This window comes from Methanohalophilus sp. DAL1 (genome assembly GCF_001683555.1).
Taxonomy (GTDB): domain Archaea; phylum Halobacteriota; class Methanosarcinia; order Methanosarcinales; family Methanosarcinaceae; genus Methanohalophilus; species Methanohalophilus euhalobius.
This window is the reverse complement of the sequence record NZ_MAFX01000049.1, coordinates 13,956-40,695: the sequence shown is the minus strand read 5'-3', so window position 1 is coordinate 40,695 and position 26,740 is coordinate 13,956. Positions and strand designations below refer to the sequence as shown.

The following is a 26,740-nucleotide window of genomic DNA, read 5'->3' as shown; positions in this document are numbered from 1 at the left end:
TTCGTAAGAAAGTCTAACCCGTTGTCCGGGCAGTGTCAACCAGTCATATGCGAAATGAATGTTACTTGTTAACATGATGATTTACCTGCAAGCCCTCTACTTTAGTCGTGGGTAGTTGACAAATAATACTAGCCCTATATATTGACCTGCGGCGATGATGAGAGTTACCCCCACTGAGCAAAGTATGAGGACAGAACTTAGCTGATGCCGCAAAAAATGAAACCTCCCTGCAACCTGCAGAGAGGTAATATCACATTTAGCTAATTTATTCGATTGGGATCTTCGGCTTTTCAGCTTCTTTGGTTTTTGGTAATGTGACTGTCAGCACCCCTTCCTCAAGTTTGGCCGTGGCGCCTTCCTCAGTCACAGAAGCCGGCAAAGAGACAGCCCTGGAGAAACTTGAATAACTGCGCTCTTTCTGGAAATAACCTTCTTCCTCCTTCTCTTCTTCCTTCTTGCACGTTGCACTGATCTCAATCATGCCCTCGGATACACTGATGTCCACATCCTTCTTATCGACTCCAGGAAGATCTGTGGTGACAACTACTGAATCATCCTTTTCCTGAACATCCACAAGGGGAGCCAGAGTTTCGCCCCCTTTCCACTGTACCGAAGGTAAGAATTCCCTGAAAAGGTCGTTTAGGTAATCCTGCGTCTGTTTTATCTCATCGAATGGATCCCATCTGCTTACTGAAGGTGAATTTTCCCTGCGTATTAATCCTCTTTTCATATTATACCACTCCTGTTATTCCTGTTTTGAAATAACAGACATAATATGTGCATGTACTTCTATAAGAAGATTGCGGTTGCTCAAAGGGATAGCATGGTATGTATCAAGTCACAACCCCTGACAGTTGAAAGAATACCATCTGCTGCTGCATCTTCTGAGTAGGTTTTGACAATATCAGCATCCTTATTGAAAGATGGATAAATCACAAAGGGTACAGGATCGGGCGTATGAGTCCTAACTACAATTGGTGTAGGGTGGTCAGGAAGGACAAGTACGTTACACTCTTCAGACATTTTATCTATTCCTTCAAGGATGGTACCCACAACTTTGGAATCAAAATCCTCGACTGCCTGTATCTTGGCCTCCAGACTACCCATATGTCCCGCTTCATCCGGAGCTTCCACATGGACAAAAACAATGTCATGATCTTTCAGGGATTCAAGAGCATATTCTGCCTTACCTACATAATTTGTATCAAGATATCCGGTAGCTCCGGGAACTTCAATCACGTCCATTCCTCCACAGATACCCAGACCCTTGATAAGATCCACTGCAGATATTACAGCTGCTTTTAGTCCGTACATTTCTTCAAAAGAAGGCATCGAAGGAGCATAGCCCTGACCCCAGAACCATATGGAATTGGCAGGTCTCTTTCCCTCTTCAATGCGTTTTTTATTAACAGGATGCTCGGAAAGAATATCCCAGGATGCCCTTATCAATTCTTCCAGTTTTTCTGCTGAATCCCTCATTGGCATGTGATTTGAGGCCGGGTTCTCAATCACATCATGAGGAGGAGTACAGATAGCCTCCACACCAAATTGGGCAACCATAAGATGGCGATAGCTGATCCCCGGATAAAAATGGACATCTCCACCCAGTTCATCCTCAATTGCCTGCATGAGTTGACTTGCTTCTTCGGTGGAAATATGACCGCCACTGTGATCCAGTATATTACCATTTTCAATTGTTATCAGGTTACAACGAAAAGCAACATCATTTTTATCCAGCTCAATTCCCATACTTGCTGCTTCCAAGGGAGCACGTCCCGAATAATGTTTGGCAGGATCATAACCCAGAATGGACATATTAGCCACATCACTACCTGCGGGCATCCCATCCGGAACATTGGTAGCCAGCCCGTTTATTCCCTCCAGTGCCATACGGTCCATGTTGGGAATATCCGCAGCTTCTAATACAGTTTTGTCTCCCAGTTCCCTAATAGGATAATCTGCCATTCCGTCACCGATTAATACAATATGTTTCATACAAACACCTGCCATCTTTTTAAATACAAAACTGCCAATTATTCATAAGACAATTAAAAATATAATCATACAAGGGTGAGGACTAATGAAATATATACGTTTTGCAACTGCCGTCATTTGTGTATTCATAATCTTCTGTGGTTTTGCCAGTGCTGCAGAAGAAATAGAGGAACAAATCCAGCATGCTGAAATCACGGTGGGAGCAGGAGACAGCATCGTACTGGATCAGGGTTATTCCATCAATGTAATTGATATAAACAGTGAAAATGGAGATTTGCTCATAGAAGTTTACGTTGATGAGAAAAAGGTAGAACAGGGAATTGTCAAAGAAAATAAGCCTTTCAGATATCTGAAGACAATAGAAGATGAGGATGATGAAGAAACTGACTACCTGATATTCAATGTCAGCCTGCAGGATACTGAAGAAAAGGACGGCGAAACATATTCCGAGATCATAATCAAACAGTATATCGATCCAGAAATTGCTCCTGATGACTATTTGATATCGGAAAAATCAGATAAGTCGAACAAGTCGTTGTCCATGATTATCGGAAAAGAAACAGAACTTAAAGAAGATTACACCATCAAGGCAACAGATCTTGACGATAAAACCGTAACTATCACACTTCGTAAAAACGGCAACATTGTAAAAATGACAGAAGACCTTGGTGAGGGGGATGTTTTTGCCTATACACGCAAAAATGGAGATCGTCTGAGGACTATTTTTATGGGAGAAATTGATACAATATTTGAAACTACGGATTCGGATCATGTAATCCTAAAAAAAGTTATTCAAAAAACCGATAAGGTAATGGGGGAAGGACTGGAAATCAAAATAGAAGTCCCTGAAAAAAGTCCGGCAAATGAAAAAGCCATCATAAGTTACACCCTTGATGGTTATGCAGACAAAGTCGAGATCTATGTAGATGGAAATCTCATTGACCAGAGAAAAGAAGTATATGAAGATACCTACGACGCAGTTACCGACAGATTAAGCACCGGGGAGTACAATATCGAGGCAAAAGCAATAACATCCGAAGGAATGGTGGGAACCGAGTCTGCGCTGTTGATTGTGGGGGACATAGCAAAAGAAGGAAGCCTGGAAAATGATGCCGCAGATATCATTGAAAGGGCAGAAAATGTGACTTCAAGTGCATCAGAGGCCGTGGACAAGATCTATGAAACTGCCAATACCCTGGAAAAAACTCCTGCACCTGGCGCATTTTTTGCTATATTCATACTTCTGGGAGCATGGATGTGTTGCAGGAGGAGGTGACAATATTTATATGCGCTTCTTCCCTATAACAGCCAGAATTTTACAAATCATCAATAACGTGATACTAATATGAGATATGTAATGAAATTCGGCGGGACATCCATCGAGAACGGGGAAAAGATCCGCCATGTCGCAGAATTACTGAAAGACTACAGGGGACAGGGACACGAAATCGTGGCAGTGACCTCGGCCCTTGGTGGAGTCACCGACGGGCTGATGGAAATAGGTATTGATGCATCCCATAAAGGCAAGATTTCCCGGGTAAAGGAATTTATGGCAGACCTTGCCAAAAAACACTACGATGCAATTGAGATTGCCATCGATGATGCCAGCATTGCCGATGAAACAATCCGCACGATCGATGCTCTTATCGATGAACTCGAAAAAGCACTCATCGGCATCTGCTATCTGGGGGAACTCTCCCCGCGTTCCATAGATTACATATCCTCCTATGGGGAACGTCTTGCAGCTCCTGTTGTTAGCGGAGCTGTGCAAAGTAAGGGAATTAATTCCAATTCATTTACCGGTGGAGAGGCAGGCATTGTAACCAATAGTGAATATGGTTGTGCCAGACCTTTCGAGAAAACCTATGAAAATGTTGGCAACATCCTGAAAAGGGTCGTTGCAGCATATGTTCCTATAGTTACCGGTTTTATCGCAGAGAATGAAGAAGGAATCATTACCACCCTGGGACGCAGTGGATCTGATTTCACTGCTTCGATTATAGGGGCTGCTATAGAGGCTGACGAGATCTGGTTATGGAAAGAAGTTCACGGCATAATGACCAGTGATCCCCGGATTGTCCCTGATGCACGTCCGATACCCCAGATATCCTATATTGAAGCAATGGAACTATCCTATTTCGGCGCAAAGGTACTTCATCCCCGTACAATTGAACCTGCAATCAAGCATGGAATACCCGTACGGGTGAAAAATACATTTGATCCTGATTTTGAAGGAACATTGATTGTTTCAGACCAGCGACTGCGCAAGGATGTAGTAAAAGCCGTGACCTTGATACGATCGGTAGCCGCAATAAACATCTCTGGGGCCGGTATGGTGGGTGCAATCGGTACAGCCGCCAGGGTATTTTCCACACTTGCCAATGCTGGAGTGAACATTATAATGATAAGTCAGAGTTCCTCGGAAGCAAACATGTCATTCGTTGTGGATGAGGCTCATCTGGAAGATGCTGTAGTTGCCCTGAAATCCGAGATGAACCGGGATGTAATAGGAGAAGTGGCCTGCGATAGGGATATCTGTGTGGTAGCGGTTGTCGGTGCCGGTATGGATGGCATCCCCGGTGTGGCAGGCAGGGTATTCAGCACACTGGGCAGGGAAAAAATAAATGTTATCATGATCAGTCAGGGTTCTTCCCAGCACAACATTTCATTCGTTGTCAGCTCCGATGAAGCTGAAGAGGCAGTACGCCTGTTAAACCATGAGTTTGAACTTGGAAATTAAAACAGAGGGATAAAATGGACAAAAAACTTACCTACGCTGATTCAGGAGTTGACATTCATCAGGAAGAATCCACCATAGGCAATCTCACAGGAGGCATGACCTACAGCAGGGAAGGGTTGGGAGCCCCAATGACATGTATTGGGCATTATGCCGGCCTGATGGATTTTGGAGATTTTGCGCTTGCAATGGCCACCGATGGCGTGGGCTCCAAGGTGCTGATTGCAAATGAGATGAAAAAATGGGACACCGTGGGGATTGACTGTATTGCCATGAATGTCAATGACCTGATTGCCATTGGCGCCGAACCTGTCAGTTTTGTGGATTACCTGGCAATCGAGAAACATTCCGACGAATTCGCACGGCAGATCGGCGAAGGGCTTGCAAAAGGTGCCGAGATTTCCAGAATGTCCATTGTAGGCGGGGAGACCGCAACTCTTCCCGAGATAATCAAAGGATTTGACCTGGCAGGTACATGTCTGGGAATGGTGGACAAGGATGCCATCATTACCGGGGAGAAAGTAACAGAGGGTGACGTGCTTGTGGGTGTTCCCAGTAGCGGGGTCCACAGCAACGGCTATACCCTTGTCAGGAAGATCATTGGGAATTCCGATTATTCCTATCATGACCCCCTGCCCTATGATAGCTCCCGCACCATCGGCGAGGAACTGCTAACCCCCACACGGATATACATGGAAGTGCTCGATGCAATCCATAAGTGCGAGGTACACGGCCTGGCACACATTACCGGCAGCGGCCTGCTGAAGTTGCGCAGGGTAAGCGAACTGGGATTTGATTTCACAGACCCTATCGAGCCACCCGAGATCTTCCGTTTCCTCCAGAAAAAGGGCAATGTCGAGGAACTGGAGATGTACCGCACCTTCAATATGGGGATGGGCTTTCTGCTTATTGTCCCGCCACATGAGGCTAAAAACGTTGCAGAAATAGTCAACGGGAAAATTGTGGGCAGGATTACGGAAAAAGATATCCGTGTAAAAGACCTTATTATTGAATGATCAACATGGCATGTATCAGTGACCTTCCCTATGAGATCCTGCTAAAGGGCGCATCCGTCAAGAAAAGTGAGGAATTCATTCGTGAGAACTGTGACGAGGTCTACCACGTGCCGGGTGGCTATAGCCTGGCCGGAGTTATGCTTAAAGGCGGCAAGACCATACCCATAGGCGTCAAGGGCAATTCTATTTATTTCCAGTACGTCAAACCCTGCAAGGGACTGTTCGTCCTCAAACTGGATGATGCACAGGAAGAAATTGAAAAATTGAGGCAGGGAAATTACCAGTAATTACAATCTGGTATTCTTGCCCTGATCCACCGCACATCCCAGGAAATCCGCAGAAGGGAATTCATGGACAGTCGTGGCAATGATCAAACCCTCACCGAACTCTTTTTTCACCATCACAGCCCGGCCCTGCTCATCTTTAAGAATCACTTCCCCATCGGCCCGTGAGAAGTAACCATCGCATTCCACCGGCTCCTGAGGTTCTCCAATAATACAGGGCATAGAATCATCCACAACCTCCAGCGGGGATTGCATGTGCTCTTCCACATAGGACAGTTCAAAGGGCAGCCATTCATATTCATATTCCGGCATACAGGCCCCGAATACCACAAGCACACCGCCCCTTTTCACAAAATCGGCTATCTTGTCGCCTTTGTTCTCAATACCTTTCTGCACTTTCGTATAGGCCGGATTGGCAAAACCGGTGGGCACCATCAGGCATTTTGACGAGGGTAAAAAAGGAGTGCCCAGCGAATTGCCGTCCACCCGCAGGCATTCATAGCCGTGTTCCTTGAACAGTTTTTCAAAAAGGAGGGGAGTATCCCAGAGCAGCATTACGTCGGTCATGACTGGGAATTGTCAAGCAGGTATTATAATTGTGGCGGGTGATGTATAATATCTAAAACAAATATTTCATGAATAATCAAAGAAACTTATTTATAGATCAGGTTGACCACTGTAGATGAAATAATTATTATGGAGTAATCGTAAAGGTTTTACTTTTTTGATCACTCTCAACGGTGTAATTGATTGTTATTTCTACATCTTCACCCTGCATATTTATATTTTTAATTTTACCAGATCCCCCAGTAGGTTCATAAAATTCATAGACATAGAATGTCATTACATTATTGCTATTTACCTGTGGACTTACCCCATTAGTTTCATCACCATCTTGACCTATTGCAACTTCCAAGCCTCCAGTAGGAATCTCTATTCCACTATAAAACTCGGAATAGCCGTCAATATCACTCTCTGCATAAACCTCTACATATTTCTTATTGTCATTCGGAGCGATATCATCACTAAGATAAACAATATCATCATTCGCAGGATTTATCTTTATGCTGTCTATTGTCACAGTGCTGCCATATAGGTTTTGTATGGAGAAATAAACACCACCAGCCTTGTCGGGTGAAGGGTTGTCTGGTCCATCATCTGCTATTGCATCATCGTTATATCGCAAGAATCCTGCCACATTGACAGTTTTCATGGTACTGTTTGTATTACCCTCATCATCAGTAACCCTGAGTTTAACATCATAAGAGCCGGGACTTGAATATGAATGAGTTGCACTAACACCTGTTGCATCATAAGAACCATCATTTGTCCAATCCCACACATAATCAGTGATTGAACCATCTGAATCAGAGGAATTACTTGCATCAAACGTAATGTCCTGATCCACTACAGGAGATGAAGGAGAATAGGAAAAACTTGCTACTGGTGGTTGGTTCTGTGGACCACTGCCGCCGCCACCAGCTCCACTGTCCCCTATGGACCCATAGGCATCATAGATTACCAGACTGGAAGCGGTATGGACCAGTTTGGTAGGCACCCTGTCATCGGTGATGTCGTAATTGAACTGTGTAGAAGTATTAATCTCTATTACATCCCCCAGAGCCCATTCGTCCGAATCGTAATTGGCCCGGATCTGCTCTGAAGTCAGGGTTTCATAGGAACCATTGACATTGACCACAAGTTCAAGGTCTTCCACATCAACAGTTTCGCCTCCACTGTGGCGAAAATAGAGGGTGTCGGAATCCTTATCGGCCCAATGGTCGATGTCCACCCTGACGTTATCGGGTCCATCAAGAGAAGATAAAACAAAAGCAGCGACTGCCGCGATTGCAAGAACGATGATGCCGGTCAGCAGTATTTCACTGAAAACCTCGATGACCGCATCATCTTTTTTGGCAAAATCCTGCAGCCGTTTTGTCATGATACGCTTTATGATATCATGAATATATTAATTTATCTTATATATTATACTGCATTGAGATACCGTTTGGTTTCCCAGTCATGCACCTGTAATTTGTAGGCATCCCACTCGGCATAGGCAATCCGCAGCAGGTTCTCATGCACATGCGCACCCAACGCATCCCTGAGGAAATCATCCTTTGCCAGATGATTGGCTGCATCCAGCAGGGTTGGAGGCAGGGTTTCGATATTCCTGTCAGCAAGACCCTTGGGAGTGAGATCATAAATATTCACATCGGTGCCTTCACCCGGGTCAATCTTCTCTTTTATACCTTTCAATCCGGCAGCCAGAATCGCTGCAAAAGTAATATAGGGGTTGCAGGACGGATCGGGACTTCTCAGTTCCACACGGGTGCTCTGGCCTCTGGCGGCAGGAATCCTGACAAGGGAACTGCGGTTCGGGCCGGACCAGGTAATGTACACCGGTGCTTCATAACCCGGCACCAGACGTTTATATGAATTGATCAATGGATTGGAAATTGCAGTGATACCTTTGATGTGTTCCAAGACCCCGCCAATGAAATGATAAGCCATCTGGTCCACTTCTTCCTCATCCTGCTGATCATAGAAAGCATTCTTGCCATCTTTGGAAAGAGAAAGATTGACATGCATTCCCGAACCGTTTTCCGAAGTAAGGGGTTTGGGCATGAAAGTGGCATGCAGACCGTTGAGTTTGGCAATCGTACGGGTTACATACCTGAAGGTTACCACATTGTCAGCGGTTGAGAGAGCATCGTCATACTTGAAATCTATCTCATGTTGTCCGAAAGCAACTTCGTGATGAGCGGCCTCGATATTAAAGCCCAGATCGATCAAACCGAGAACAATCTGCCTGCGTATATCCTCTGCAAGGTCTGCAGGTGCAAATTCAAAATAGCGTCCGAAATCATGGGGTTTGGTGGTTGCCTTGCCGTTTTCAATCTGGAAAAGGAAAAATTCCAGTTCAGGACCTACATTGAAAGAAAATCCCATATCATGGGCCTCCTTCAGGACCCTGCGCAGGACATACCTGGGATCTCCTTCAAAAGGAGAGCCATCCGGTTTGCAGATATCACAAACCATACGGGCTACCACTCCCTTTCCCTGGTCCCAGGGGAGCAGGGCAAAAGACCGCACATCAGGTCTCAGTACCATATCGGATTCGTCTATTCTCACAAATCCTTCGATTGATGAACCGTCAAATGAAATACCTGTTGTCAGGGCTTTTTTAACCTGCGTGACAGGAATTTCCACATCTTTGACTATTCCCTGAATATCGGTGAATTGTAGTCGGATGAATTTGACATTATTGTTCTCTATCGCGTTGTATACGTCTTCCTTGCTCTTAATGTTCATTAAATCGCCTTAATAGCTTTGTACGAACTATATGAATGTGTTTTTTAGGATTAATATTGTATATCATGTTTTTGGTTTGGGAGAATGATACAGGAGAGATTGAGATAACCTTGATAAAAATCGTAGAGGATTTTATTCTGGATCCGGGAATAAACCATGTATCTAAGAAAGAGGCCACAGATGAATCGGTAGTAGGACTGAAATTATTTGAAAAACCTGTTATTGGATATGCCAGTGCAAACGATGAGTTATTTGAAAAATTCAAAACCGACGAGAAGATAACACACGGTCGTTTTATTCCACCTCAAGAGTGGCTTGGAAGATGCTAAGACTGGCATATCGATTTTTTAGCCATATTCAAAACAGGTAAAACCAGGCAATAGTCGTAATATGAGGGAGCCATCAAAAGAATGGCTGCATGTTAGGCGTGAAGGCAAAAAGGCTATCGATGAACTTTCCCGGTATATTAAAGAGATTCTTACACAGAAGGGGTATTTGTGCGTTGCGCCTGGTATTGAGGATTGTTTTGAAGAGATAATAGACATCTGGCTTGATATCAATAGATCCCTTGATAACAGTGACTTTGGAAGTAATTGGTCACAAAGACACGTAGCTTATGTTGCTGGATTGGGCACCTTTGGTTTATCGAAAACTCTGATTACTAAGAAAGGAGTAGCAGGGACTTTTACAAGCCTTATCACGAACATGGAACATGAGCCTACAAAAAGGGACTATCAGGGAATTTATGATTATTGTTCCATGTGCGGAGCCTGTATCTCTAATTGCCCCCCCAAAAGCGATCACTTTTGAAGGAAAGACTATACACGTTGCTCTAAATTATAGATAATATCGCTAAAAATATGGACCCGGATATGGATGTGACAAATGTCAGGTTAAAGTTCCATGTGAAAATGGCATACCAAAAAGAAAAAATCAGTGACATGGGAATTAATGGAATGTTAAGTAATATGGAAAAACCTGAAAAATGTAAATGTTAAGAGATTGATATTAACATCATTCTTCGTAAAGAAAGATATCTTCAATTGAACATTCGAAGAATCGTGCCATCTTGAACGCCAGTTTTATGCTTGGATCGTACTTGCCTCGTTCTATGGCATTGATGGTTTGCCTTGTCACCTCCATTTCCCTGGCAAGGTGTTCCTGAGTAATATCCTTCTTTGCTCTCCAGACCTTTAGGGTATTTTTCATTCAACATCCATCCTAAAATTACATTTGTCTTTTGTACCAGTGGTAAAATCCCGCATAGGATAGCATTGTTATAGCAAACAACAGGGACACAACAGGATAGGCCTGGATATCGAATGCTGTAACCCCCAGCAATGCCATCAGTGTACCTTCGAGGATAATGAGTATGACCAGGGTTTTATGGCTGGCTTTCTCAGCAATATGAAGGATTCTTTCATCTTCAACTACGTTTCCCTTGTTTTTGAGGCGGATTTCACGAAGAGTGACCAGGAATAATGCAACTCCCGCACCTATGAAAGCCCCACCTGCCCCGCTCGGATTTATGATCCGGTCCGGCTCAAAAATGTGAATACCTGAACCTATCAGGAACAATATGAATCCAACAATTAACATATCTGTTTCTTTGACTTGCATATAACTCGCTATGTGAAGTATACATTACATTTTGTACATATAACTTTTCATAAAGGCATGTTATTGCTACATATTGTCATGTATATTTTGAGCGAAATGTGAACCGTTCATGATCAAATTGAACACATTACTCGATCGACCATATTAGGCAACCCTTTTACTAGTAAAACTTATATAATATGAAGTCTACAGTCAGTTACCGGTTTCCTAATAGAGAGGTGAATGAGAAGTATGTTAAAAAATATGGAAAAGTTTGGAAAATTAATGATACTAACCTGTGTGATACTTATTGCATTGTCATCACCAGGAGCAGCTGTTACGGCAGAAGAAAATGCGCAGGCAATCAATGACGTGCAGACAGCACTTACTTTTGTCTGGCTACTGGTAGCAAGTGCCCTTGTATTCTTCATGCATACCGGGTTCTCATTGGTAGAAATCGGACTTACCAGAAGTAAGAACACGGCAAACATCCTCATGAAAAACTTCATGACCATTACCCTCGGCATTTTGGTCTACTGGGCTGTGGGTTGGGGAGTTATGTACGGTGCTGATGCCGCAGGCCTGATAGGGACTGACCAGTTCCTCCTTATGGGGGTCGATAATGCGACTTTCAACGGCTGGTTCTTCCAGATGGTCTTTGCAGCGACCGGAGCAACGATTGTATCAGGAGCAATGGCTGAGAGGACCGGTTTTAAGGCTTATCTGGTCTATTGTATTCTGATGGTCGCCATTATATACCCCGTATACGGACACTGGGTCTGGAGCGGAGCTGATGCAGCACTCCTGACCGGGGCTGAAAGCCCGATCGTAAAGGCTATCGGGGTTGCACACCACGACTTTGCCGGATCAGGGGTAGTACACTCCATTGGCGGATACGCTGCTCTGGCTGGAGTGCTCCTTGTCGGAGCAAGGATTGGCAAGTTCAGGAACGGAAAACCCCTTGCTATTCCGGGTCACAACCTGACCTACGCTTTCATGGGGACTTTGATCCTTGCCCTTGGCTGGATAGGATTCAACGGAGGAAGTACACTTGACGGAAACGACCCTTACATGAATCTCGTTGTTGTCAACACCTTCCTTTCAGCCGCCGCCGGAGCGGTCATGGTAATGTTGATCACCTGGATGAAAACCGGAAAGCCTGACCCGTCCCTTACCGCAAACGGACTTCTGGGAGGGCTTGTTGCAATTACCGCTCCCTGTGGATCTGTCTCCAACGGAGCATCTATCGTGATCGGAATTATTGCAGGAATTATTATCTACGCAGGGGTCATGTTCAACGAAAATGTCCTCAAAGTAGACGACCCTGTAGGTGCCATCGCAGTGCACGGGTACTGCGGAAGCTGGGGCCTGCTCTCAGTAGGACTCTTCTCAATAGGGATAGGAAACGGGATCCTTGCAGATGCAGCCTATGCAGCTGAAGTTCCGGGATTGCTCTACGGAGGCGGTGTCGGGTTACTTGCAATCCAGGCAACAGGAGTAATCCTGAGCATCGTATGGGGCCTGGGGGTATCATATGTAATCTTCAAGATAATTGACTTGGTTATCGGACTGCGGGTTCCTGAGGAGATAGAAATCATGGGCCTGGATATCGCCGAACACGACATTAGGGCATACCCTGAACACCAGTTAATAGAGGACTGAGGTGATTGGAATGTACAAGGTAGAAGCAATCATAAAACCCACTAAATTACATGAAGTAAAAGATTCTCTTGAGGAAGCAGGATTTGCAAGCCTCACTGTGACCGAGGTTAAAGGAAGAGGGCAGCAAAAAGGGATGGTGCAGCAGTGGAGAGGAAGGAAATACTGTGTAGACCTCCTTCCCAAGACCAAAATAGAGATCGTGCTGTCTGAAGATGAAATCGATGAAGTTGTCGAGCTTATCCGGAAAACAGCTTCCACCGGAGAAATCGGGGACGGAAAAATCTTCATATACCCGGTAAAATCCGTGGTCAGGATCCGTACCGGGGAAAAAGACGGGGATGCACTCTGAAGGCATCCCTTTCTCATTTTTCTTTTTTTGAAGTTCCAAAGAGGCTAAAAAATAAGAAAACAGATCATATCAGTTGAACTGTACCAGAATATGTAAGACGAGTTAGAATATTTTAGAGATTCTAACATTTATTTGAAACAACTCCACTATTAGTAGGTATCCATAATGTCAGAATCCGAATTATTATCAAAACTCAACCCCAAAAATGTACACTTCGAGGTCCCTCGGGGATATGGCATGTCCGTTATCAAACTCTATTTTTGGGTAGGACTCGTATCCGCAATTCTCCTCAGGGTTATAATAATAGCCGACCACTACAGCGCATTCTATGCAAAAGTGATCTGGTATCTCGGAGTTGCAGGATACCTTTGGTTTTTCATGCACAGATACCATATAGCAAAGCGCAGGTTCAGTGTAATCAATGACCTTGAACTGCTAAAAAAGGTCCAAAACCAGCAAAATCTCTCGGAAAAAGATATTGAAGGGCTTAATTATCTGCTCTGGAGCCTCTCGGTTTCCAAAGAAAGTTCAAACTATCTGATTATCTCGGTATTTTCCGTGCTTGCAATCGTTTTATCTCTTGTCCTGGACCTGGGCATCCTACATATTTAAATGCTACCTGCAGGGTCCCTATTACTTTTTTATAAATTGTTATTTCTACAGAGCCCAAAAGACATTTTCCGAGTTGGTGTTTTGATCAGGAAATAGGTTATTTGACTACAACGTAGGGTACTTTATGGCAAGCTCTGACCCTGAGCAAACTATAAATAGAACCGATACGGTAAACGATTAGTTATTAGTGACAAAAGTCACATTCATACATTAAGGAGTAATTAAAGATGGGCAATCTTAGACAACCAAATGCAAATGAAGCAACAAGGACTTTCAACAGGTCCAAAAGTGTTGCCCCGATGTCCGGAATCTGCACACGCTGTGTAGATGGATGCCGTGGTAACTGTGAAATATTCAAATCATCATTCAGGGGACGTGAAGTCCTTTATCCAGGGCCTTTCGGAGAAATAACTGCCGGTGCAGACAAGGAATATCCTGTAGACTATTCTCACCTTAACATACAGGGATATGCAGTGGGTGCAGTTGGTCTCCCTGAGGGAATGGAAGCCAGCCCCGAAACCGCAAGGTTCCCCAACGTAGACACCGAAACCGAATACGGATGGAACAAAAAAGTAAAAATGAGGCTGCCCGCATTCACCGGTGCCCTCGGTTCCACCGACATCGCAAGGAAAAACTGGAACGAGTTCGCCGTTGGTGCAGCAATCACCGGAATCACCCTTGTATGTGGTGAAAACGTGTGCGGAATCGACCCGGAACTCAAACGTGACAACAACGGTCTGGTCACCGAGTCACCGGAAATGGACAGAAGGATCGCAGCCTACAACAAGTTCCACGAAGGCTACGGTGAAATGCTTGTCCAGATGAACGTAGAAGACACCAAACTCGGTGTTGCAGAATACATCTCCAGCAAACACGAAATGGACACCCTTGAACTCAAATGGGGACAGGGAGCCAAATGTATCGGTGGAGAAATAAAGGTCCGTGACCTTGACCGTGCACTTGAACTCAAAAGACGTGGCTACATCGTAACCCCTGACCCCGAAAATGCAGCCGTCCAGGAAGCTTACAAGGTCGGTGCAATCAGGGAATTCGAACGCCACTCAAGACTTGGTTTTGTTGACAAGGAAGGCTTCCTCGAAGAAGTTGACCGTCTCAGGTCCATCGGCTATGACCGTATCACCTTAAAGACCGGTGCCTACTCCATGGTTGAAGCCGCAATGGCACTCAAATACTCTTCCGAAGCAAAGATCGACCTGCTCACCTTCGATGGTGCACCAGGTGGTACAGGTATGAGCCCCTGGCCAATGATGGAAGAATGGGGTATCCCGACATTCTATCTCCAGTCCCTTGTATATGAGTTCGCAGAAAAACTCAACAACAAAGGCGAAAGAGTACCCGACCTTGCAATGGCCGGTGGATTCTCCAGTGAAGATGGCATCTACAAAGCACTTGCAATGGGTTCCCCATACTTCAAGGCAGTATGCATGGGCCGTGGTCTCATGATACCAGGAATGGTCGGTAAGAACATCGGCAAATGGCTCGATGAAGATAACCTGCCAAAAACCGTCTCCGAATTCGGCCACCGTCCAGAGGAAATCTTTGTCCACTATGAAGACCTGGAAGAACGCTATGGTGAAGATATCAAGGACATCCCACTCGGTGCAATGGGTATCTACTCCTACGGAGAAAAACTCAAAGTCGGTCTGCAGCAGCTCATGGCCGGTTCACGTAGATTTAACATCAACACGCTGTCCCGCAAAGACGTAATGGCTCTTACAGAAGAAGCCGCAGAAGTCTCAGGCATCGATTATGTCATGAATGCCTACAGAGACGTAGCAGAACAGATTCTGGACGAATAAGGGTAAATACCCTTATTTTACTTCCTTTTTTAAAAAAATATATAAGAGAGCAGCTTTGCATGCTGCCAGCTTTAAATGAACTTTACTCCCACATCATCCATATTGTTCCTGGCTGCTATGTTTATCAGCAGAGGAGTAAGGGATTCGATCATGGAAGAAGCCTCAAGAGGGCCTGCATCCAATGGTCTCAAATTTGGTATATCATCTGTGAGTTTGCAGATAACTTCTTTTGAAGCCATATCATTCCCACAGACAGCAATATCATAATCCAGCGCAAGAGAGAGATCTTCAAGATGTTTGGCAGGAACATTGTGAAAACCCGATACCAGTCGAATGTCTTGGGGGAGGAGTTGTGCAATTTCCTCGGCGGCACTGCCACCGGCAGGTTGTGTATAGCAGAAATATTCCGCATTGTATGCAGAATCCCGTACATCGACTTCCATATGTTTTGCATCTGGAACGATACAGCAGCTGTCCTTTTCCATAGGAACAACCACAGAAACCACAATCTGGTCATGAAGCACGGGAGTAATAGTTTCAATAACTGATGAAACATGACGATACTTTATTGCAAGCAATACGACATCGGCCATTTGCGCAGCTGTTTTATTATCTAAACCTTCAAAGGAGCCTTTCTTTCCAAGACCTTCCAGCATACGCCTGTACTCTTTTGCAGCTGAAGACGCTCTTTCTGCATTTCTTGAGCCAATGATGATATCGTGCTTCTGGCTCCATCGCAGAGCAAATCCTTTGCCGATATGTCCCGTGCCGCCCAGTATCGCTATTTTCATGAACCTTTCATCTCTCATAATAACGTTTATACCTATTGGTTGTCAGACGTCAGATATATAACGGAGAATCCCGGTACTCCTATTTGCGTATTGTAAGGTCCTTGCACAAGAATATGGCACAAGCCATTCGATGAGTGTACAGACAACCTCAGTACGCTACAAAAAGGAGACGGTGTGACATTACGCCTGTCACGAGGGTAACCGGGATGGACAGCGGATATTCCATAGGATGATATCCTGGAGTTAGTGCGTCGGGTTACAGCATCGCTCTCCACAAAATATAGTTGATGGAATAATATGCCTATCCGGGATGCCATACATACAAAGGGGAATGGTTGTATAATTGATTTTGAAATAAATCCCGGCTCCAGCAAACTGGTAGTTCCTTCTGGTTATAATATCTGGCGCAAAAGGGTCGAGGGCAAATTAACCGAACCCGCACAAAAGGGAAGAGCCAACGACCAGCTTATACAAGAGCTCAGTCATATATTTAAAATAAAAAGCTCCTCCATAACCATTGTATCCGGTGCAAAAACTACCAAAAAGTAGGTATATCTTGAAAATGTGGGCCCAAAAGCAGCAGAAGATGTTCTGGAGCAATACCTGTGAGAAAATAATATGCACAAAGTTACAAATGTCCTGATCCTGCTAAAAAGCATGATTTACGAAAGTACCGGTCCACTGGAGACCCTTAGATTTGCAAAGCACTACAGTGAACAGGGCCTGAATGTAAATATAGTCCTCTTTGGTCCCATGGGAGTAATGCTTGCCAAGAAGAATAAAGCAGGAGCACTGGAATACGACCAGAAAATCGATGAATGTATGAATCTGGGTGTGAACTTTATGTGTTGCAAACTTGGTTCTTCACTTGTAGGGCTCAAATATGAAGAAATGATACCGGGCATCGAGATGGTCGAACCTGAAGCTATTGCTGATACCATTCTGGAATTTAGCCAGAAACAACAACTTATTATTACGCTTTAAAAAAGATTACAGGGATTTGATATAATCCCTGACCTGCTGGGCAGTACCTACAGCCTTGAAGGCCCCGAGGAACATGAGGGTCTCAGCATAGACCTTTGCATCAATGACACGCCTTGTGTTCTCATCAACAGCATCTATGCGGTCAAAGAACTGCTTTACTGCATATTTGCTGAATTTGCCGAATATCTCATTATCACCCTTTTCGGGAGCTTTACTGCGGAAATTCTCAATAGTCCATTTCCGGATGTCACTGAAAAGCTCAGGTTCATATATCCTGAACACTTCCCATACAATATTCTGGAAAAATGTGGCAACATTGCCCTTCAGTATATCCCCGTGAGGGAAATGCTCGTAAATGAGTTCCCTGGGAGTACCGGTAATCCCGTGCTGGGCAATCCTGACACTAAAGCCATTCTCTTTCAGGGCATCAGCAACCGCAATGGTCTGCTCTATATCAACTGAAACCTGCTGGATAAGATTTCCATTTGTGTCATAGGTGTTCCCATGGGCACTACCGTTTGCGATTGCGATCACATGTGGATATACACCGTTTTCATTAAGCGCTTTGATGAAGGTTACTGCTTCTTCAGGTTTGGTAAGTACCCTGCCGTTTTCATCCTCTCGGCCTATTTCACCAACCTCAACTTCAAGCCCGTACTTACGACCATCCATTTTATCCTGGATGTGATGGGCGATCTCTGTAGTTGCATCAATATTTCGGGAGAGTTCTTCCCGGAGATTGCCACCCTGGAAATTGAAAAGATGGGAAGCATCGATTGCAAAAGAGGTATATCCTGCATCAATCTGCCCACTTACAAGTTGCCTTGTGGATTCAATATCCTCAGGAGTACCTTTTTTGATTCCAATATGATCTGCATGCAGAGACCATACATCCAGACCAACTTCATTGGCGGTTTTTTTGCATCTTTTTGAAAATTCAGCCGGGGTCATACCTGAATAACCACCGTCCAGATCGGATTCAGAACGGGCGAGTTCTACTATCAGGGGAGCATCTGCATCTTTGGCTGCCTTCATAATCCCACGCATAACAAGAGAGATACGTGGATTTGCAGCGAGTATTATGGTATCTTTATCCAGCAAACTGTTAAATAAATAGGAACTTGGCAACGGTTCATATTTGGATTCACTCATATCTTTTAAACCTCATTCTGTTTTATGATACCTACATGTACCTTGCAATTCATAATGATTTCTGTCCGGGAATACAAACAGCATAAGGAATAAATAGAAAAACTAGAATTTCTCACAAAAAACGACAGGAGGAGAAAGATGGAAGAATTGCTTAAACTCAAGGACAAACTTGAAAAAATGACGTCTGCCGAACTCTATGAATATGTAAAGGAGAACTATCCGGAAAAACCTGATGCGGGTCTGGGAAAGAAAAAACTGGTAATCCGCAGGATCTTGAACCTGGAAAGAGAAAAAATGAACAAGTGAGAGTTAACCTCTCAGAAACCAGCGAGCATAGGCTGGATCACCAGTTTATATATTACAAATCCCAAAAGGAAGATAACGATCAAAACAAGAATTGCGACCAAAAAACATTCCCTGTTCAATTTCTTATTTTTATCTTTGCAAAAATGCATAGATATACCCCCGACAAAAGGGTGGTGTCCAATAGTATATCAACCTTCTGAAGGAAAAAAGAGGCTTTTTCAGGCCTCTTCATCTATCAGGCGGGTACCAACTCCCATAATCCTGATTTTGGTTTCCATTGGGAAATCCCAACCTTCCGGCACAATCTCATCCTTCTTGACATCAATTTCCACATGATCCGGGTCCAATCCGGCGTCTTCCATGTATTGCATGACCATGGATTGTCCTGTTTCCCTGGCGTATTTTATAGCATCTTTATACTCATAGAAACTCTGTCGCCCTTTTTCGGAAAATACATAGTATTCCCAATCAGGAGCTGCCATGGAAGCAGGTCTTATAAGGAAATCAACCCTCCTTACACCTTTGGCTGCAAGGGCACCTGTGGCATTACCGACATCTGAATATTCTGGTACAATGATCTCGGCATCAATAATACTTCCAAGTATATCCTTATAAGCAACCACAGGCCCACCAATAAGAACAACCGGGATATCAACCTTAAACTTTGTAGGACAATCTATATCGAATATTTTACGAATCTCTTCTCCTGGAATGCCTTCCAGGAAAAAGGAAATCAGGTCTGAGGCCATATTCTTGGCAAAGGTTTCCTTGACATATTTGGCAAATTCCTCCCCGGTTCTCTTACACAGGGAACCCAGATATTCAGCACCTACCTCAGCTGCCTCCACATTGCAGGCAGTATAATCGCCAAGTACATGCAGAGCATCCGTGGAAGTGAAACCAATACACTGTACAAGCCTTTTCTGAATAAGGCTGTCCAGAATCCGGGTTGAGGGATACCGGCCCATACGACTGCGTAACTCCCGCAGAGAAGTAGGACTACTAGAGATGGAATCAAGCAATTCCTGCTCCAGATCATTAAGGCCCATGGCTTCATATTCAGTACGTGTAAAAAAGGTCGTGGGCTGGAAATTCATGCCTATCAAAGTTTTGGTTGGCATGGGATTGATCTTGAGAAGTTCCAGGAAATCAGGATAGAGGTCGGCTGCTCTGCAAAGGGGAATTACACGCCGGGGTCCGACATTCAATTTACCGTCCTTTACCCATATGTGACTGTCACCACCCATTGCAGACGTTTCCATCTTAATAGCTTTGACACGGGTCTTCCATCCACCTACAACCGCCCCCATCTCACTCATTTCAGGTACGCCGTCTTTTATAACCGATATATCGGTACTTGTACCTCCCACATCAATAACTGCGCATGAATCATTTCCTGTCAAAAAGGAAGCTCCTACAAGGCTTCCTGCTGGTCCCGAGAAAATAGATTCAATCGGCTTTTCCAGTGCACTTTTGATACCTATAACAGAGCCATCGCATTTGAGCATGAATATCTTTGGACTGATTCCCCTGGAAGTTACATCCTTTTCCACAGTGGACATGAATCTTTCTGTAATGGGCAACAGCTGAGCATTGAAAAAAGCAGTCGTTGCTCTCTCAAAGGCACCCAGGTCCTGAGAAAGCTCGTGTGCACATACCACTGAAAATTACCAGTACCCACACGATACTTAAACCGATTGCAACGAGAAGATACCCTGTCTTCCTTTCTGAAGCCAGGAAGCCGGCGCCTCCTCCCAATACATCCAGAGCCCCGATATAAGCGATCACTTTAAGGATATAACTCAAACTGTAAGTTTGAGGGTGAGTACTTATTCCTGAAAGATGCCCGTAAATCATAAGGCTGGTTATTGGTACCACTCCTACTACAATCCCTCCCACCTTCTCTTTTGTGACCCATCCATAAATAATCGGTATAACAGGCAAAAGAAAAACCATTTCACCAAGTGCTATTTTATTGCCTGTTGTTTCTTCAAGTGCGTGCTCGAATGCATCGATGTTCATAAAAAATATGACTATCAATACTGATAAAATTATTGAATATATTAATGTAGTATTCTGAATATATTTTGTATATTTCTGTAAATCCATATAATTTCCTCAAAAATAAGAAGGTGATCAAATCACCTTCTATTTATAGCGCAGCCTTTACAGTTTTAACTTCCGACCTTAAATATACAGGTCGCTTCTCCGTCACAGAATGGTTCCTGATTTGGAGTTCCTTCTTCATTGTCGAGTTCCTCATAATCATAAAGTACCCACCAGTTAGAAACATCATTATCAAAGAAACCAGCAACCAGGTCTTCAGCAGTTTCAAATTCAATCACTTCATGGAGTGGCAGGCTGTCACGATGTGCATTTCCAACAATATCTTGAGTGGAAAGATCAAATAATCTAACATGATAGCGCTCAGTAAGCAAACCTGTTTTATCGTCTGCCACACCTTCGTCTAAAACCCAATCATATTGCGGATCAGATACATACTGGTTATGCTCATATGGATAAGCTACGCTAACCCAACCTTCATCCAATATTTTTCCCTTTATTGTGTTCATATTGGTTCCTTCCCATGCCAGATTAATCGGATCAGCTCTGGTATATACACCGTAGTATTCAGACCACGTGTATTGCGGGTATTCATACCCTATGTCCCACCATTCAAATGGGTCAGTTTCCGTAGTCATTACCACTGTTTTTTCAGTTACAGTGATTCTTTGGTTCCCTTCGGTAAGAGCAAAAGTTTCACCATTTAATGACAGCGCTTTTTCGGCATTTTCAGGAACTTTAAGTTTTTCCATCTTTTCGAACTTATTGATTCCTAGATTCTTTTTCAGTTCTCTGCCGGTGTAGGTCTCTTTGATTTCAATCAATCCGTCTTTGTACGTGTATGTCTTGGTTGAAGTGACATTCAAAGTATGGTTCTGCATCCATTGTTCAGTCTGTTCTTTCATCCAAAGTTTAGTTTCTTCATCCTTTTGGGTTTCCATTATCCATTGTTTTAGTTCTTTTGGCATCTGTACTTTGTCAGATGTGCTTGAATCTGCACACACAGCTGGTACAAAAACCAAGTTTAACAGCAATATTGCTGCAAGCATTGCACCTATGCCAAATTTAACACTTGTTTTCATCGATTTACCTCTTTGATTTTACTCCAGAGGCAAAGCTATGTTTATATAATGTAAAGAGCAAACTAGCTCTGCCTCTGGGCCGATGTGGGGTTCTGGTTGGTTAACATTCATTGGAACTCCACATTGTAAATATATAATATCTGCATGATACTTATTGTTTGTGCAGGTATAATTTCATCACATGCATTTATATTAATCATTTAGATTAATCCAGTCTCTTTAATCCTATAAGTCACACAACTATTAGGCAATCGGACGAAAAATATTAATCGGCTTCTCTCGCTTTATCCGGTATGGAAAACAAACTGGCAGTGGTCTTTGACAGTGCGGGAACATTGTTGCATATGTATCGTGTTGCCAGGGATATGTCCAACGGGATGATGCTGGAAGATATAGAAAGCACGATGCTGGTGGCCGGGCGCAGGGGACGGGCCCTTGTAGTGCTCCATGCAGATGTGGAAATGATACTGAAGGCCCAACCCCGCCGGTTAATTTCGGATTTCATGGAAAAAGAACACGTAGAGCTGGATGTGAGTTGTTCCAATGGAGAGGTATCCCCTTCGGAAATCTCAAAAATCGTCCAGCAAAGCGATTTGGTGCTCGGGGATGTCCAGGAAGTATTTTGCAGGGTAAAGACTCGTTGTCCCAATATATTTTACCTGGCGTGTGGGTTTATAGTAGATGTTGTTGAGCAGTCAGTAACCTATGTGGTTAGTACCGGAGGGCGCCTTTATCCTGAAAGCAAGGATACTTTGCAAGCTCTTCATCAGAGGGGAGCGGGTCTTTATATTGCCTCAGGAGATAGCATGAAAAACCTGAGCAGGCTCTCCCGCTGCATAGGTGTTCCTATTGACGGGGTTTTTGATATCGCTTCTACTTTTGACAAGGAAAGGATAGTTAAGGATCTCAAAAAACAATACGATAAAGTCATTATGGTGGGCGACGGGATGAATGATATGCTGGCATTAAGGTCCGCTGATATAGGAATTCTTACAGTTCAGCAGGGTGACTCCCGCCCTTCAAGATTGCAGGAATCTGCTGATGTAGTGGTGGGCAATATTTCCGAGGTTGTCAGATTTGCAGATGAGGCAATTTCATCTTAACGCTACCGGAAGCAGTTTTTCAGAAGTTAACAGCGATATAATTATGCGTTACGTTTATGTAGTGTTCAATGCAATCCAGATATAAAATACCAGATTTAAATTTTTGGTTATGTTGGGCCTGCTCACAGGTTTATGGTTTTGTGCATACCGTGCAAAAAGTTAAGTACATATACGACTGTATAATCTCAAAACAGGTCTGATAATATCCATGTTGGAGGGACTCAAATGTCATTATTCATCGAGATCAAAGACCTTACCATTTCTTATAATGGTGCAGCGGTCTTAAAAAATATCAATCTCAACATAAATGAAGGTGAAGTTGTCGGAATCCTGGGGAAAAGCGGTTCCGGTAAAACTGTATTGATGCATGCGCTTCGTGGTGCAGAGGAATTAAATGAAATCACAGGTTCAATAATCTATCACGTTGCACGCTGTGAAAAATGTGGTTATATAGAACCGCCCAGTATGGTGGGGAAGGCCTGTTCGCATTGCGAGAACGGTAAATTTGGAGCCTTCGAAGCGGATTTTGCAAAACTTGGTATTCATAATAATGAACGCAGGGCAGTATCCCGTAGAGTTGCGATTATGCTCCAGAGGACCTTTGCCCTTTATGGTGATGACAGGGTAATTGCCAATGTAGTAAATTCCCTGACAGAAATTGGTTATAGTGGCCCCGATGCGATGGAACGTGCCGTAGAACTGCTGGAAGAAGTCCGTCTTTCTCACAGGATGATGCACGTGGCCCGTGATTTAAGTGGTGGGGAGAAACAGAGGGTAGTTCTTGCGCGCCAGCTTGTGAGAGATCCCATGCTGCTGCTTGCCGACGAACCTACAGGAACCCTAGACCCCAGGACAGCAAAAGTTGTACATGATGTTATAGAGGATACTGTTTCATCCCACAACATGACAATGGTAATCACTTCTCACTGGTCGGATGTCATTGAAGACCTGGCCGATAGGGCAATTCTCCTCGAGGAAGGGGAAATTGTATGTGAAGGTGATGCCTGTGATGTCTCCCGCGACTTTATGAAAATGGTTACTGATATTGGAGAATGGAAAAAAGCCAATGTAGGCGAGGACATCATCAGGGTGGAGAACCTCGTTAAAAAATACATCTCCGTTTCAAGAGGTGTGGTCTATGCCGTAGGCGGTGTGAGCTTTAATGTGAAGGAAGGAGAGATATTCGGGCTTGCAGGTACCAGTGGCGCAGGGAAGACCACGACTTCTGAAATGCTCATGGGCAATGTACAACCAACAAGCGGGGCTGTGCATGTTCGCGTTGGTGATGAGTGGGTGAATATGAGGGAACCCGGAGCTGACAACAGGGGTCGTGCGGTTCGCTACATGGGTATCCTGCATCAGGAATATGGTCTGTACACACACAGGACAATCATTGATAATCTGACTGAATCAATCGGGGTTGATCTTCCCTATGAACTTGCTACCAGGAAGGCTATCAATACCCTTGTGACAACCGGTTTTACTGAAAACAAAGCCAAATCCATCCTCCCTAAGATGGGCGATGAGATTAGTGAAGGAGAGAGGCACAGGGTTGCTCTGGCCCAGATTTTAATGAAAGAGCCAAATATCATTTTAATGGATGAACCAACCGGCACAATGGATCCGATCACAAGGACCGAGGTAACCAAATCCATCCTAAAGGCAAGGGAAGAGATGGGCAATACATTTGTGATCGTGTCACATGATATGGATTTCCTTAATGATATCTGTGACCGTGTAGCACTAATGAGGGATTCAAAGATAGTTGATATAGGAGAACCAGAAGCGGTTCTATCCCAGCTTACTGAAAAGGAACTTGAGGAAGTTCCTCAACAGTAACTTTATTATTAAGCGCTCTCTATGTAGTGATTGGAGGAATTAGGGACGATTCAAGTGCTTGTTAACGGCGAGAAGTTATCTCTCCCGGATGGTGCTACAGTACAATCAGCCATCGACACAGCAGAGGCACCATACAAAATAGGTGCATCCGTGGGCATTCTCAAAAAGTCGGAAAGTGTCCGCTCTGAAAGTGTAAGGGAGTATCGGGTCAAGACCACAAAAGGAGAATTACGCCTTGAAATAATTGATCATCTTTCCGCTTCTGCCCGCAGGTGGATGGAAGATTTCAGGCAATATGAAGGAATTTCCCTGCGCTGGGGTAGCAAGGATGCCACAGCCTTTGGCCCATTTTCGGAATCTCTGAAACCGGAAAGAAATCTCACAAAGCTGGATAAATATGATGTAGCATTTTCAGCTGGGGGATATAATCCTTCTAATTTCCATCTTCTTTTTTCCCTTGCAGAGCATTCTGCAGACTACGGTGCACCTGAAGATGGTCCTTTTGCCAAGGTCGTGGGCGGTAAGAAACTTCTGACCAGTTTTGAGCGTTCAGATCGCATTCTTGAAATTGAACCCGTAATAGAATGGCAGGAATCTGCAAAACACCTGGTCACAGATGATACTAACACAATCCTGGAGGACGGTGATGGTCTCTTTACCTTTATAATGGTAGAACTTGCTCTTGAATCCCCTGAAGGAGCTGAATTTTTCTTTGGATTAATCAAGGATGGGTTTTTCGAAGTTGATTATGAATCCAGTTCTTTTATAAGTGACACTAGTTTAAAAGGTGAGATCTGCTCATTTGAAAACTTTGAAGCACGAAAGGATGGTGCGGTATGGGTACGAACTGCAGGTTATGGTACCGGTAAAGTGTTCATCTCCCGTGATGAAAGAACTGCCAGTGTTGTACATTCTGTAATTGGCCATATACAACAAGGTATTGAACTGATCCATATGGCAGGCAAGGGTCACTCTATATTTGTAAAGACGGACCCTGCTCCCATCAATATACTTGGCATGGGCTTTAAAGAAGCTGAAAAACATCTTGAAGGACTGGGAGTTGAACTGGTACGTGAAGGGTATAAAGAAGACGATGCTAATATTGTGAAATTAAACCCCTCCAGTACTATCGATATCCTGCTGGCAAAAAAAGTAATTGCAACCGGGGCACCGGATTCCCTTGTTATTCGTGTTGAACTGTATGATGAACTCGCTCCTAAAAGCGTGGATTTCTTCAGGCACGCAGTAGGTCTTACCTTCAGGCCTATAGGTACACTGCCTGTGATGATGATATATGAAGATACATACCTGTTTAAAGCCGCAAAGTCCGCTGAAAAATATAAGGAAATATTGCCGGAAAACGTGCTTGTGGACAAAACCAAAGCTTTTGAGATTGGGATTACTAACCAGGCCGCTAAAAGAATGGGTATTGTGGGAGTTAAAACAGAGGATGACGATCTGTTTGGTCCCACCGGAGAGAAATTTTCAAGTACCAATATAATAGGAAAAATCCTTGAGCCCGAGAAATTCAAGGCATTAACCGAAAAGGATACCATGTACGTTCTGGAAAGTAACAAGGAGGAGATTGAATGAGCGGGGAGGATGTTGATGAGATTACAAAGATCGTGGTGATAGACTCAGAAAGTGTGCTTCCTTCTGATGCTGCGATGAAAATTTATGAGTCCGATGTAGATATTACCATTAAGGAAACCTGTTTCGGCACAATGGTAACAGGTCCGCGTGATTCCGTGGAAAAGGTAGTAGCCGAAGTAAGGGCGCTTGATCCGAATCATGTTTTTGTGAAACAGAGGGGTTTCCCACCAGGTGATGAACGTCGCTGCAGGGCTTCCAGAGGCGGAGGGCCAAGACCGGGGTTTCATTACCTGAGAACCGAAGTCGCATCATTGCCTATCATCAGCAGAGCTCTTGATGAGTATGAAACATATAATCCGTCTGAAAAGGAAGAATCTCCTGACAAAATTTCACCATCCAAACTTAAAGATATTATTGAATCCGAATTATGAGGTGAC

30 protein-coding genes are annotated in these 26,740 nt (G+C 44.0%); 18 read left to right on the top strand and 12 right to left on the bottom strand.

Annotated elements, in window-relative coordinates; genetic code table 11:
• Nucleotides 1–265: 265 nt before the first annotated feature.
• Nucleotides 266–730 (bottom strand): Hsp20/alpha crystallin family protein, encoded by a 465-nt coding sequence (locus tag A9957_RS08665; RefSeq protein ID WP_096712342.1) that lies wholly within the window; start codon nt 728–730, stop codon nt 266–268.
• A gap of 80 nt (nt 731–810) precedes the next feature.
• Nucleotides 811–1,995: a cofactor-independent phosphoglycerate mutase gene (locus A9957_RS08660; protein ID WP_096712343.1), complete on the bottom strand. Its 1,185-nt coding sequence runs from the start codon at nt 1,993–1,995 to the stop codon at nt 811–813.
• A gap of 85 nt (nt 1,996–2,080) precedes the next feature.
• Between A9957_RS08660 and A9957_RS08655 the strand changes: the two genes are divergently transcribed.
• From A9957_RS08655 to A9957_RS08640, 4 genes are all read left to right on the top strand, one after another.
• Nucleotides 2,081–3,271, top strand: coding sequence for a hypothetical protein (locus A9957_RS08655; protein ID WP_292343915.1), 1,191 nt, complete (start codon nt 2,081–2,083; stop codon nt 3,269–3,271).
• Nucleotides 3,272–3,340: 69 nt separating this feature from the next.
• Nucleotides 3,341–4,735: an aspartate kinase gene (locus A9957_RS08650; RefSeq protein WP_105460426.1), complete on the top strand. Its 1,395-nt coding sequence runs from the start codon at nt 3,341–3,343 to the stop codon at nt 4,733–4,735.
• Between the two features lie 14 nt (nt 4,736–4,749).
• Nucleotides 4,750–5,748: a phosphoribosylformylglycinamidine cyclo-ligase gene (gene purM / locus A9957_RS08645; protein WP_105460427.1), complete on the top strand. Its 999-nt coding sequence runs from the start codon at nt 4,750–4,752 to the stop codon at nt 5,746–5,748.
• Nucleotides 5,745–6,035: a DUF1894 domain-containing protein gene (locus tag A9957_RS08640; RefSeq protein WP_096712347.1), complete on the top strand. Its 291-nt coding sequence runs from the start codon at nt 5,745–5,747 to the stop codon at nt 6,033–6,035. The genes purM and A9957_RS08640 overlap by 4 nt, the downstream gene beginning before the upstream one ends.
• Here A9957_RS08640 and A9957_RS08635 read toward each other — a convergent pair whose 3' ends face one another.
• The 3 genes from A9957_RS08635 to glnA all read right to left on the bottom strand — a co-directional run bounded on the left by A9957_RS08635 (nt 6,036) and on the right by glnA (nt 9,347).
• Nucleotides 6,036–6,599 (bottom strand): hypothetical protein, encoded by a 564-nt coding sequence (locus A9957_RS08635; protein ID WP_128754397.1) that lies wholly within the window; start codon nt 6,597–6,599, stop codon nt 6,036–6,038.
• 127 nt (nt 6,600–6,726) lie between these two features.
• On the bottom strand, nt 6,727–7,974 hold the full coding sequence (locus A9957_RS08630; RefSeq protein ID WP_292343913.1) for a PKD domain-containing protein: 1,248 nt from the start codon (nt 7,972–7,974) through the stop codon (nt 6,727–6,729).
• Nucleotides 7,975–8,018: 44 nt separating this feature from the next.
• Nucleotides 8,019–9,347 (bottom strand): type I glutamate--ammonia ligase, encoded by a 1,329-nt coding sequence (gene glnA, locus A9957_RS08625; RefSeq protein WP_292343911.1) that lies wholly within the window; start codon nt 9,345–9,347, stop codon nt 8,019–8,021.
• Nucleotides 9,348–9,457: 110 nt separating this feature from the next.
• On the opposite strand from glnA, the gene A9957_RS08620 reads away from it, so the two are divergent.
• The 3 genes from A9957_RS08620 (at nt 9,458) to A9957_RS08610 (ending at nt 10,345) form a co-directional block, all read left to right on the top strand.
• The gene (locus tag A9957_RS08620; RefSeq protein ID WP_292343909.1) at nt 9,458–9,676 is read left to right on the top strand and encodes a hypothetical protein; all 219 of its coding nucleotides are present in this window, start codon (nt 9,458–9,460) and stop codon (nt 9,674–9,676) included.
• A gap of 61 nt (nt 9,677–9,737) precedes the next feature.
• Entirely contained in the window at nt 9,738–10,157 is a 420-nt protein-coding gene (locus A9957_RS08615) for a hypothetical protein (protein ID WP_292343907.1), read from the top strand.
• A 50-nt stretch (nt 10,158–10,207) separates the two neighbouring features.
• The gene (locus A9957_RS08610; protein WP_164909035.1) at nt 10,208–10,345 is read left to right on the top strand and encodes a hypothetical protein; all 138 of its coding nucleotides are present in this window, start codon (nt 10,208–10,210) and stop codon (nt 10,343–10,345) included.
• Between the two features lie 16 nt (nt 10,346–10,361).
• Here the strand turns inward: A9957_RS08610 and A9957_RS08605 are convergent, their stop codons facing one another.
• Entirely contained in the window at nt 10,362–10,556 is a 195-nt protein-coding gene (locus A9957_RS08605) for a helix-turn-helix transcriptional regulator (RefSeq protein ID WP_096712352.1), read from the bottom strand.
• Nucleotides 10,557–10,574: 18 nt separating this feature from the next.
• On the bottom strand, nt 10,575–10,967 hold the full coding sequence (locus A9957_RS08600) for a DUF2178 domain-containing protein (RefSeq protein ID WP_128754392.1): 393 nt from the start codon (nt 10,965–10,967) through the stop codon (nt 10,575–10,577).
• Between the two features lie 231 nt (nt 10,968–11,198).
• Between A9957_RS08600 and A9957_RS08595 the strand changes: the two genes are divergently transcribed.
• The 4 genes from A9957_RS08595 to A9957_RS08580 all read left to right on the top strand — a co-directional run bounded on the left by A9957_RS08595 (nt 11,199) and on the right by A9957_RS08580 (nt 15,389).
• Complete coding sequence (locus A9957_RS08595; protein WP_096712354.1) at nt 11,199–12,608, top strand: ammonium transporter; 1,410 nt, start codon at nt 11,199–11,201, stop codon at nt 12,606–12,608.
• Nucleotides 12,609–12,618: 10 nt separating this feature from the next.
• The gene (locus A9957_RS08590; RefSeq protein ID WP_172425458.1) at nt 12,619–12,957 is read left to right on the top strand and encodes a P-II family nitrogen regulator; all 339 of its coding nucleotides are present in this window, start codon (nt 12,619–12,621) and stop codon (nt 12,955–12,957) included.
• A 165-nt stretch (nt 12,958–13,122) separates the two neighbouring features.
• A complete protein-coding gene (locus A9957_RS08585) occupies nt 13,123–13,569 on the top strand; it encodes a hypothetical protein (RefSeq protein WP_096712356.1) in 447 nt (148 codons plus the stop codon).
• Between the two features lie 227 nt (nt 13,570–13,796).
• Nucleotides 13,797–15,389, top strand: coding sequence for a glutamate synthase-related protein (locus A9957_RS08580; RefSeq protein ID WP_292343906.1), 1,593 nt, complete (start codon nt 13,797–13,799; stop codon nt 15,387–15,389).
• A 71-nt stretch (nt 15,390–15,460) separates the two neighbouring features.
• Here the strand turns inward: A9957_RS08580 and A9957_RS08575 are convergent, their stop codons facing one another.
• Nucleotides 15,461–16,198, bottom strand: a complete 738-nt coding sequence (locus tag A9957_RS08575; RefSeq protein ID WP_292343904.1) for an NAD(P)-binding domain-containing protein — start codon at nt 16,196–16,198, stop codon at nt 15,461–15,463.
• 279 nt (nt 16,199–16,477) lie between these two features.
• On the opposite strand from A9957_RS08575, the gene A9957_RS08570 reads away from it, so the two are divergent.
• Together A9957_RS08570 and A9957_RS08565 are read left to right on the top strand one after the other, a co-directional pair.
• Complete coding sequence (locus A9957_RS08570; protein ID WP_096712359.1) at nt 16,478–16,729, top strand: DUF167 domain-containing protein; 252 nt, start codon at nt 16,478–16,480, stop codon at nt 16,727–16,729.
• 69 nt (nt 16,730–16,798) lie between these two features.
• Nucleotides 16,799–17,164, top strand: coding sequence for a DsrE/DsrF/DrsH-like family protein (locus A9957_RS08565; protein ID WP_096712360.1), 366 nt, complete (start codon nt 16,799–16,801; stop codon nt 17,162–17,164).
• A gap of 6 nt (nt 17,165–17,170) precedes the next feature.
• On the opposite strand, the gene A9957_RS08560 is transcribed toward A9957_RS08565, so the two are convergent.
• A complete protein-coding gene (locus A9957_RS08560; protein WP_096712361.1) occupies nt 17,171–18,316 on the bottom strand; it encodes a class II fructose-bisphosphate aldolase in 1,146 nt (381 codons plus the stop codon).
• Between the two features lie 138 nt (nt 18,317–18,454).
• Here A9957_RS08560 and A9957_RS08555 point away from each other — a divergent pair, with 138 nt between their 5' ends.
• Nucleotides 18,455–18,622 (top strand): hypothetical protein, encoded by a 168-nt coding sequence (locus tag A9957_RS08555; protein ID WP_164909033.1) that lies wholly within the window; start codon nt 18,455–18,457, stop codon nt 18,620–18,622.
• 218 nt (nt 18,623–18,840) lie between these two features.
• Here A9957_RS08555 and A9957_RS08550 read toward each other — a convergent pair whose 3' ends face one another.
• The 3 genes from A9957_RS08550 to A9957_RS08540 form a co-directional block, all read right to left on the bottom strand.
• Nucleotides 18,841–20,283 carry a hydantoinase/oxoprolinase family protein gene (locus A9957_RS08550; protein WP_292343902.1) on the bottom strand — a complete coding sequence of 481 codons (1,443 nt, stop codon included), beginning with the start codon at nt 20,281–20,283 and terminating at the stop codon, nt 18,841–18,843.
• Nucleotides 20,240–20,644 (bottom strand): hypothetical protein, encoded by a 405-nt coding sequence (locus A9957_RS08545; RefSeq protein WP_128754388.1) that lies wholly within the window; start codon nt 20,642–20,644, stop codon nt 20,240–20,242. The genes A9957_RS08550 and A9957_RS08545 overlap by 44 nt, the downstream gene beginning before the upstream one ends.
• 152 nt (nt 20,645–20,796) lie before the next feature.
• Nucleotides 20,797–21,768: a hypothetical protein gene (locus tag A9957_RS08540; protein WP_096712363.1), complete on the bottom strand. Its 972-nt coding sequence runs from the start codon at nt 21,766–21,768 to the stop codon at nt 20,797–20,799.
• Between the two features lie 293 nt (nt 21,769–22,061).
• Between A9957_RS08540 and A9957_RS08535 the strand changes: the two genes are divergently transcribed.
• The 4 genes from A9957_RS08535 (at nt 22,062) to A9957_RS08520 (ending at nt 26,734) form a co-directional block, all read left to right on the top strand.
• On the top strand, nt 22,062–22,871 hold the full coding sequence (locus A9957_RS08535) for an HAD family hydrolase (protein WP_292343901.1): 810 nt from the start codon (nt 22,062–22,064) through the stop codon (nt 22,869–22,871).
• A 225-nt stretch (nt 22,872–23,096) separates the two neighbouring features.
• The gene (gene atwA, locus A9957_RS08530) at nt 23,097–24,710 is read left to right on the top strand and encodes a methyl coenzyme M reductase system, component A2 (RefSeq protein WP_096712365.1); all 1,614 of its coding nucleotides are present in this window, start codon (nt 23,097–23,099) and stop codon (nt 24,708–24,710) included.
• A gap of 30 nt (nt 24,711–24,740) precedes the next feature.
• Entirely contained in the window at nt 24,741–26,303 is a 1,563-nt protein-coding gene (locus A9957_RS08525; protein ID WP_292343900.1) for a methanogenesis marker 3 protein, read from the top strand.
• Nucleotides 26,300–26,734 (top strand): methanogenesis marker 6 protein, encoded by a 435-nt coding sequence (locus A9957_RS08520; protein WP_096712367.1) that lies wholly within the window; start codon nt 26,300–26,302, stop codon nt 26,732–26,734. Before A9957_RS08525 ends, A9957_RS08520 begins: the two co-directional genes overlap by 4 nt.
• Nucleotides 26,735–26,740 lie beyond the last annotated feature (6 nt).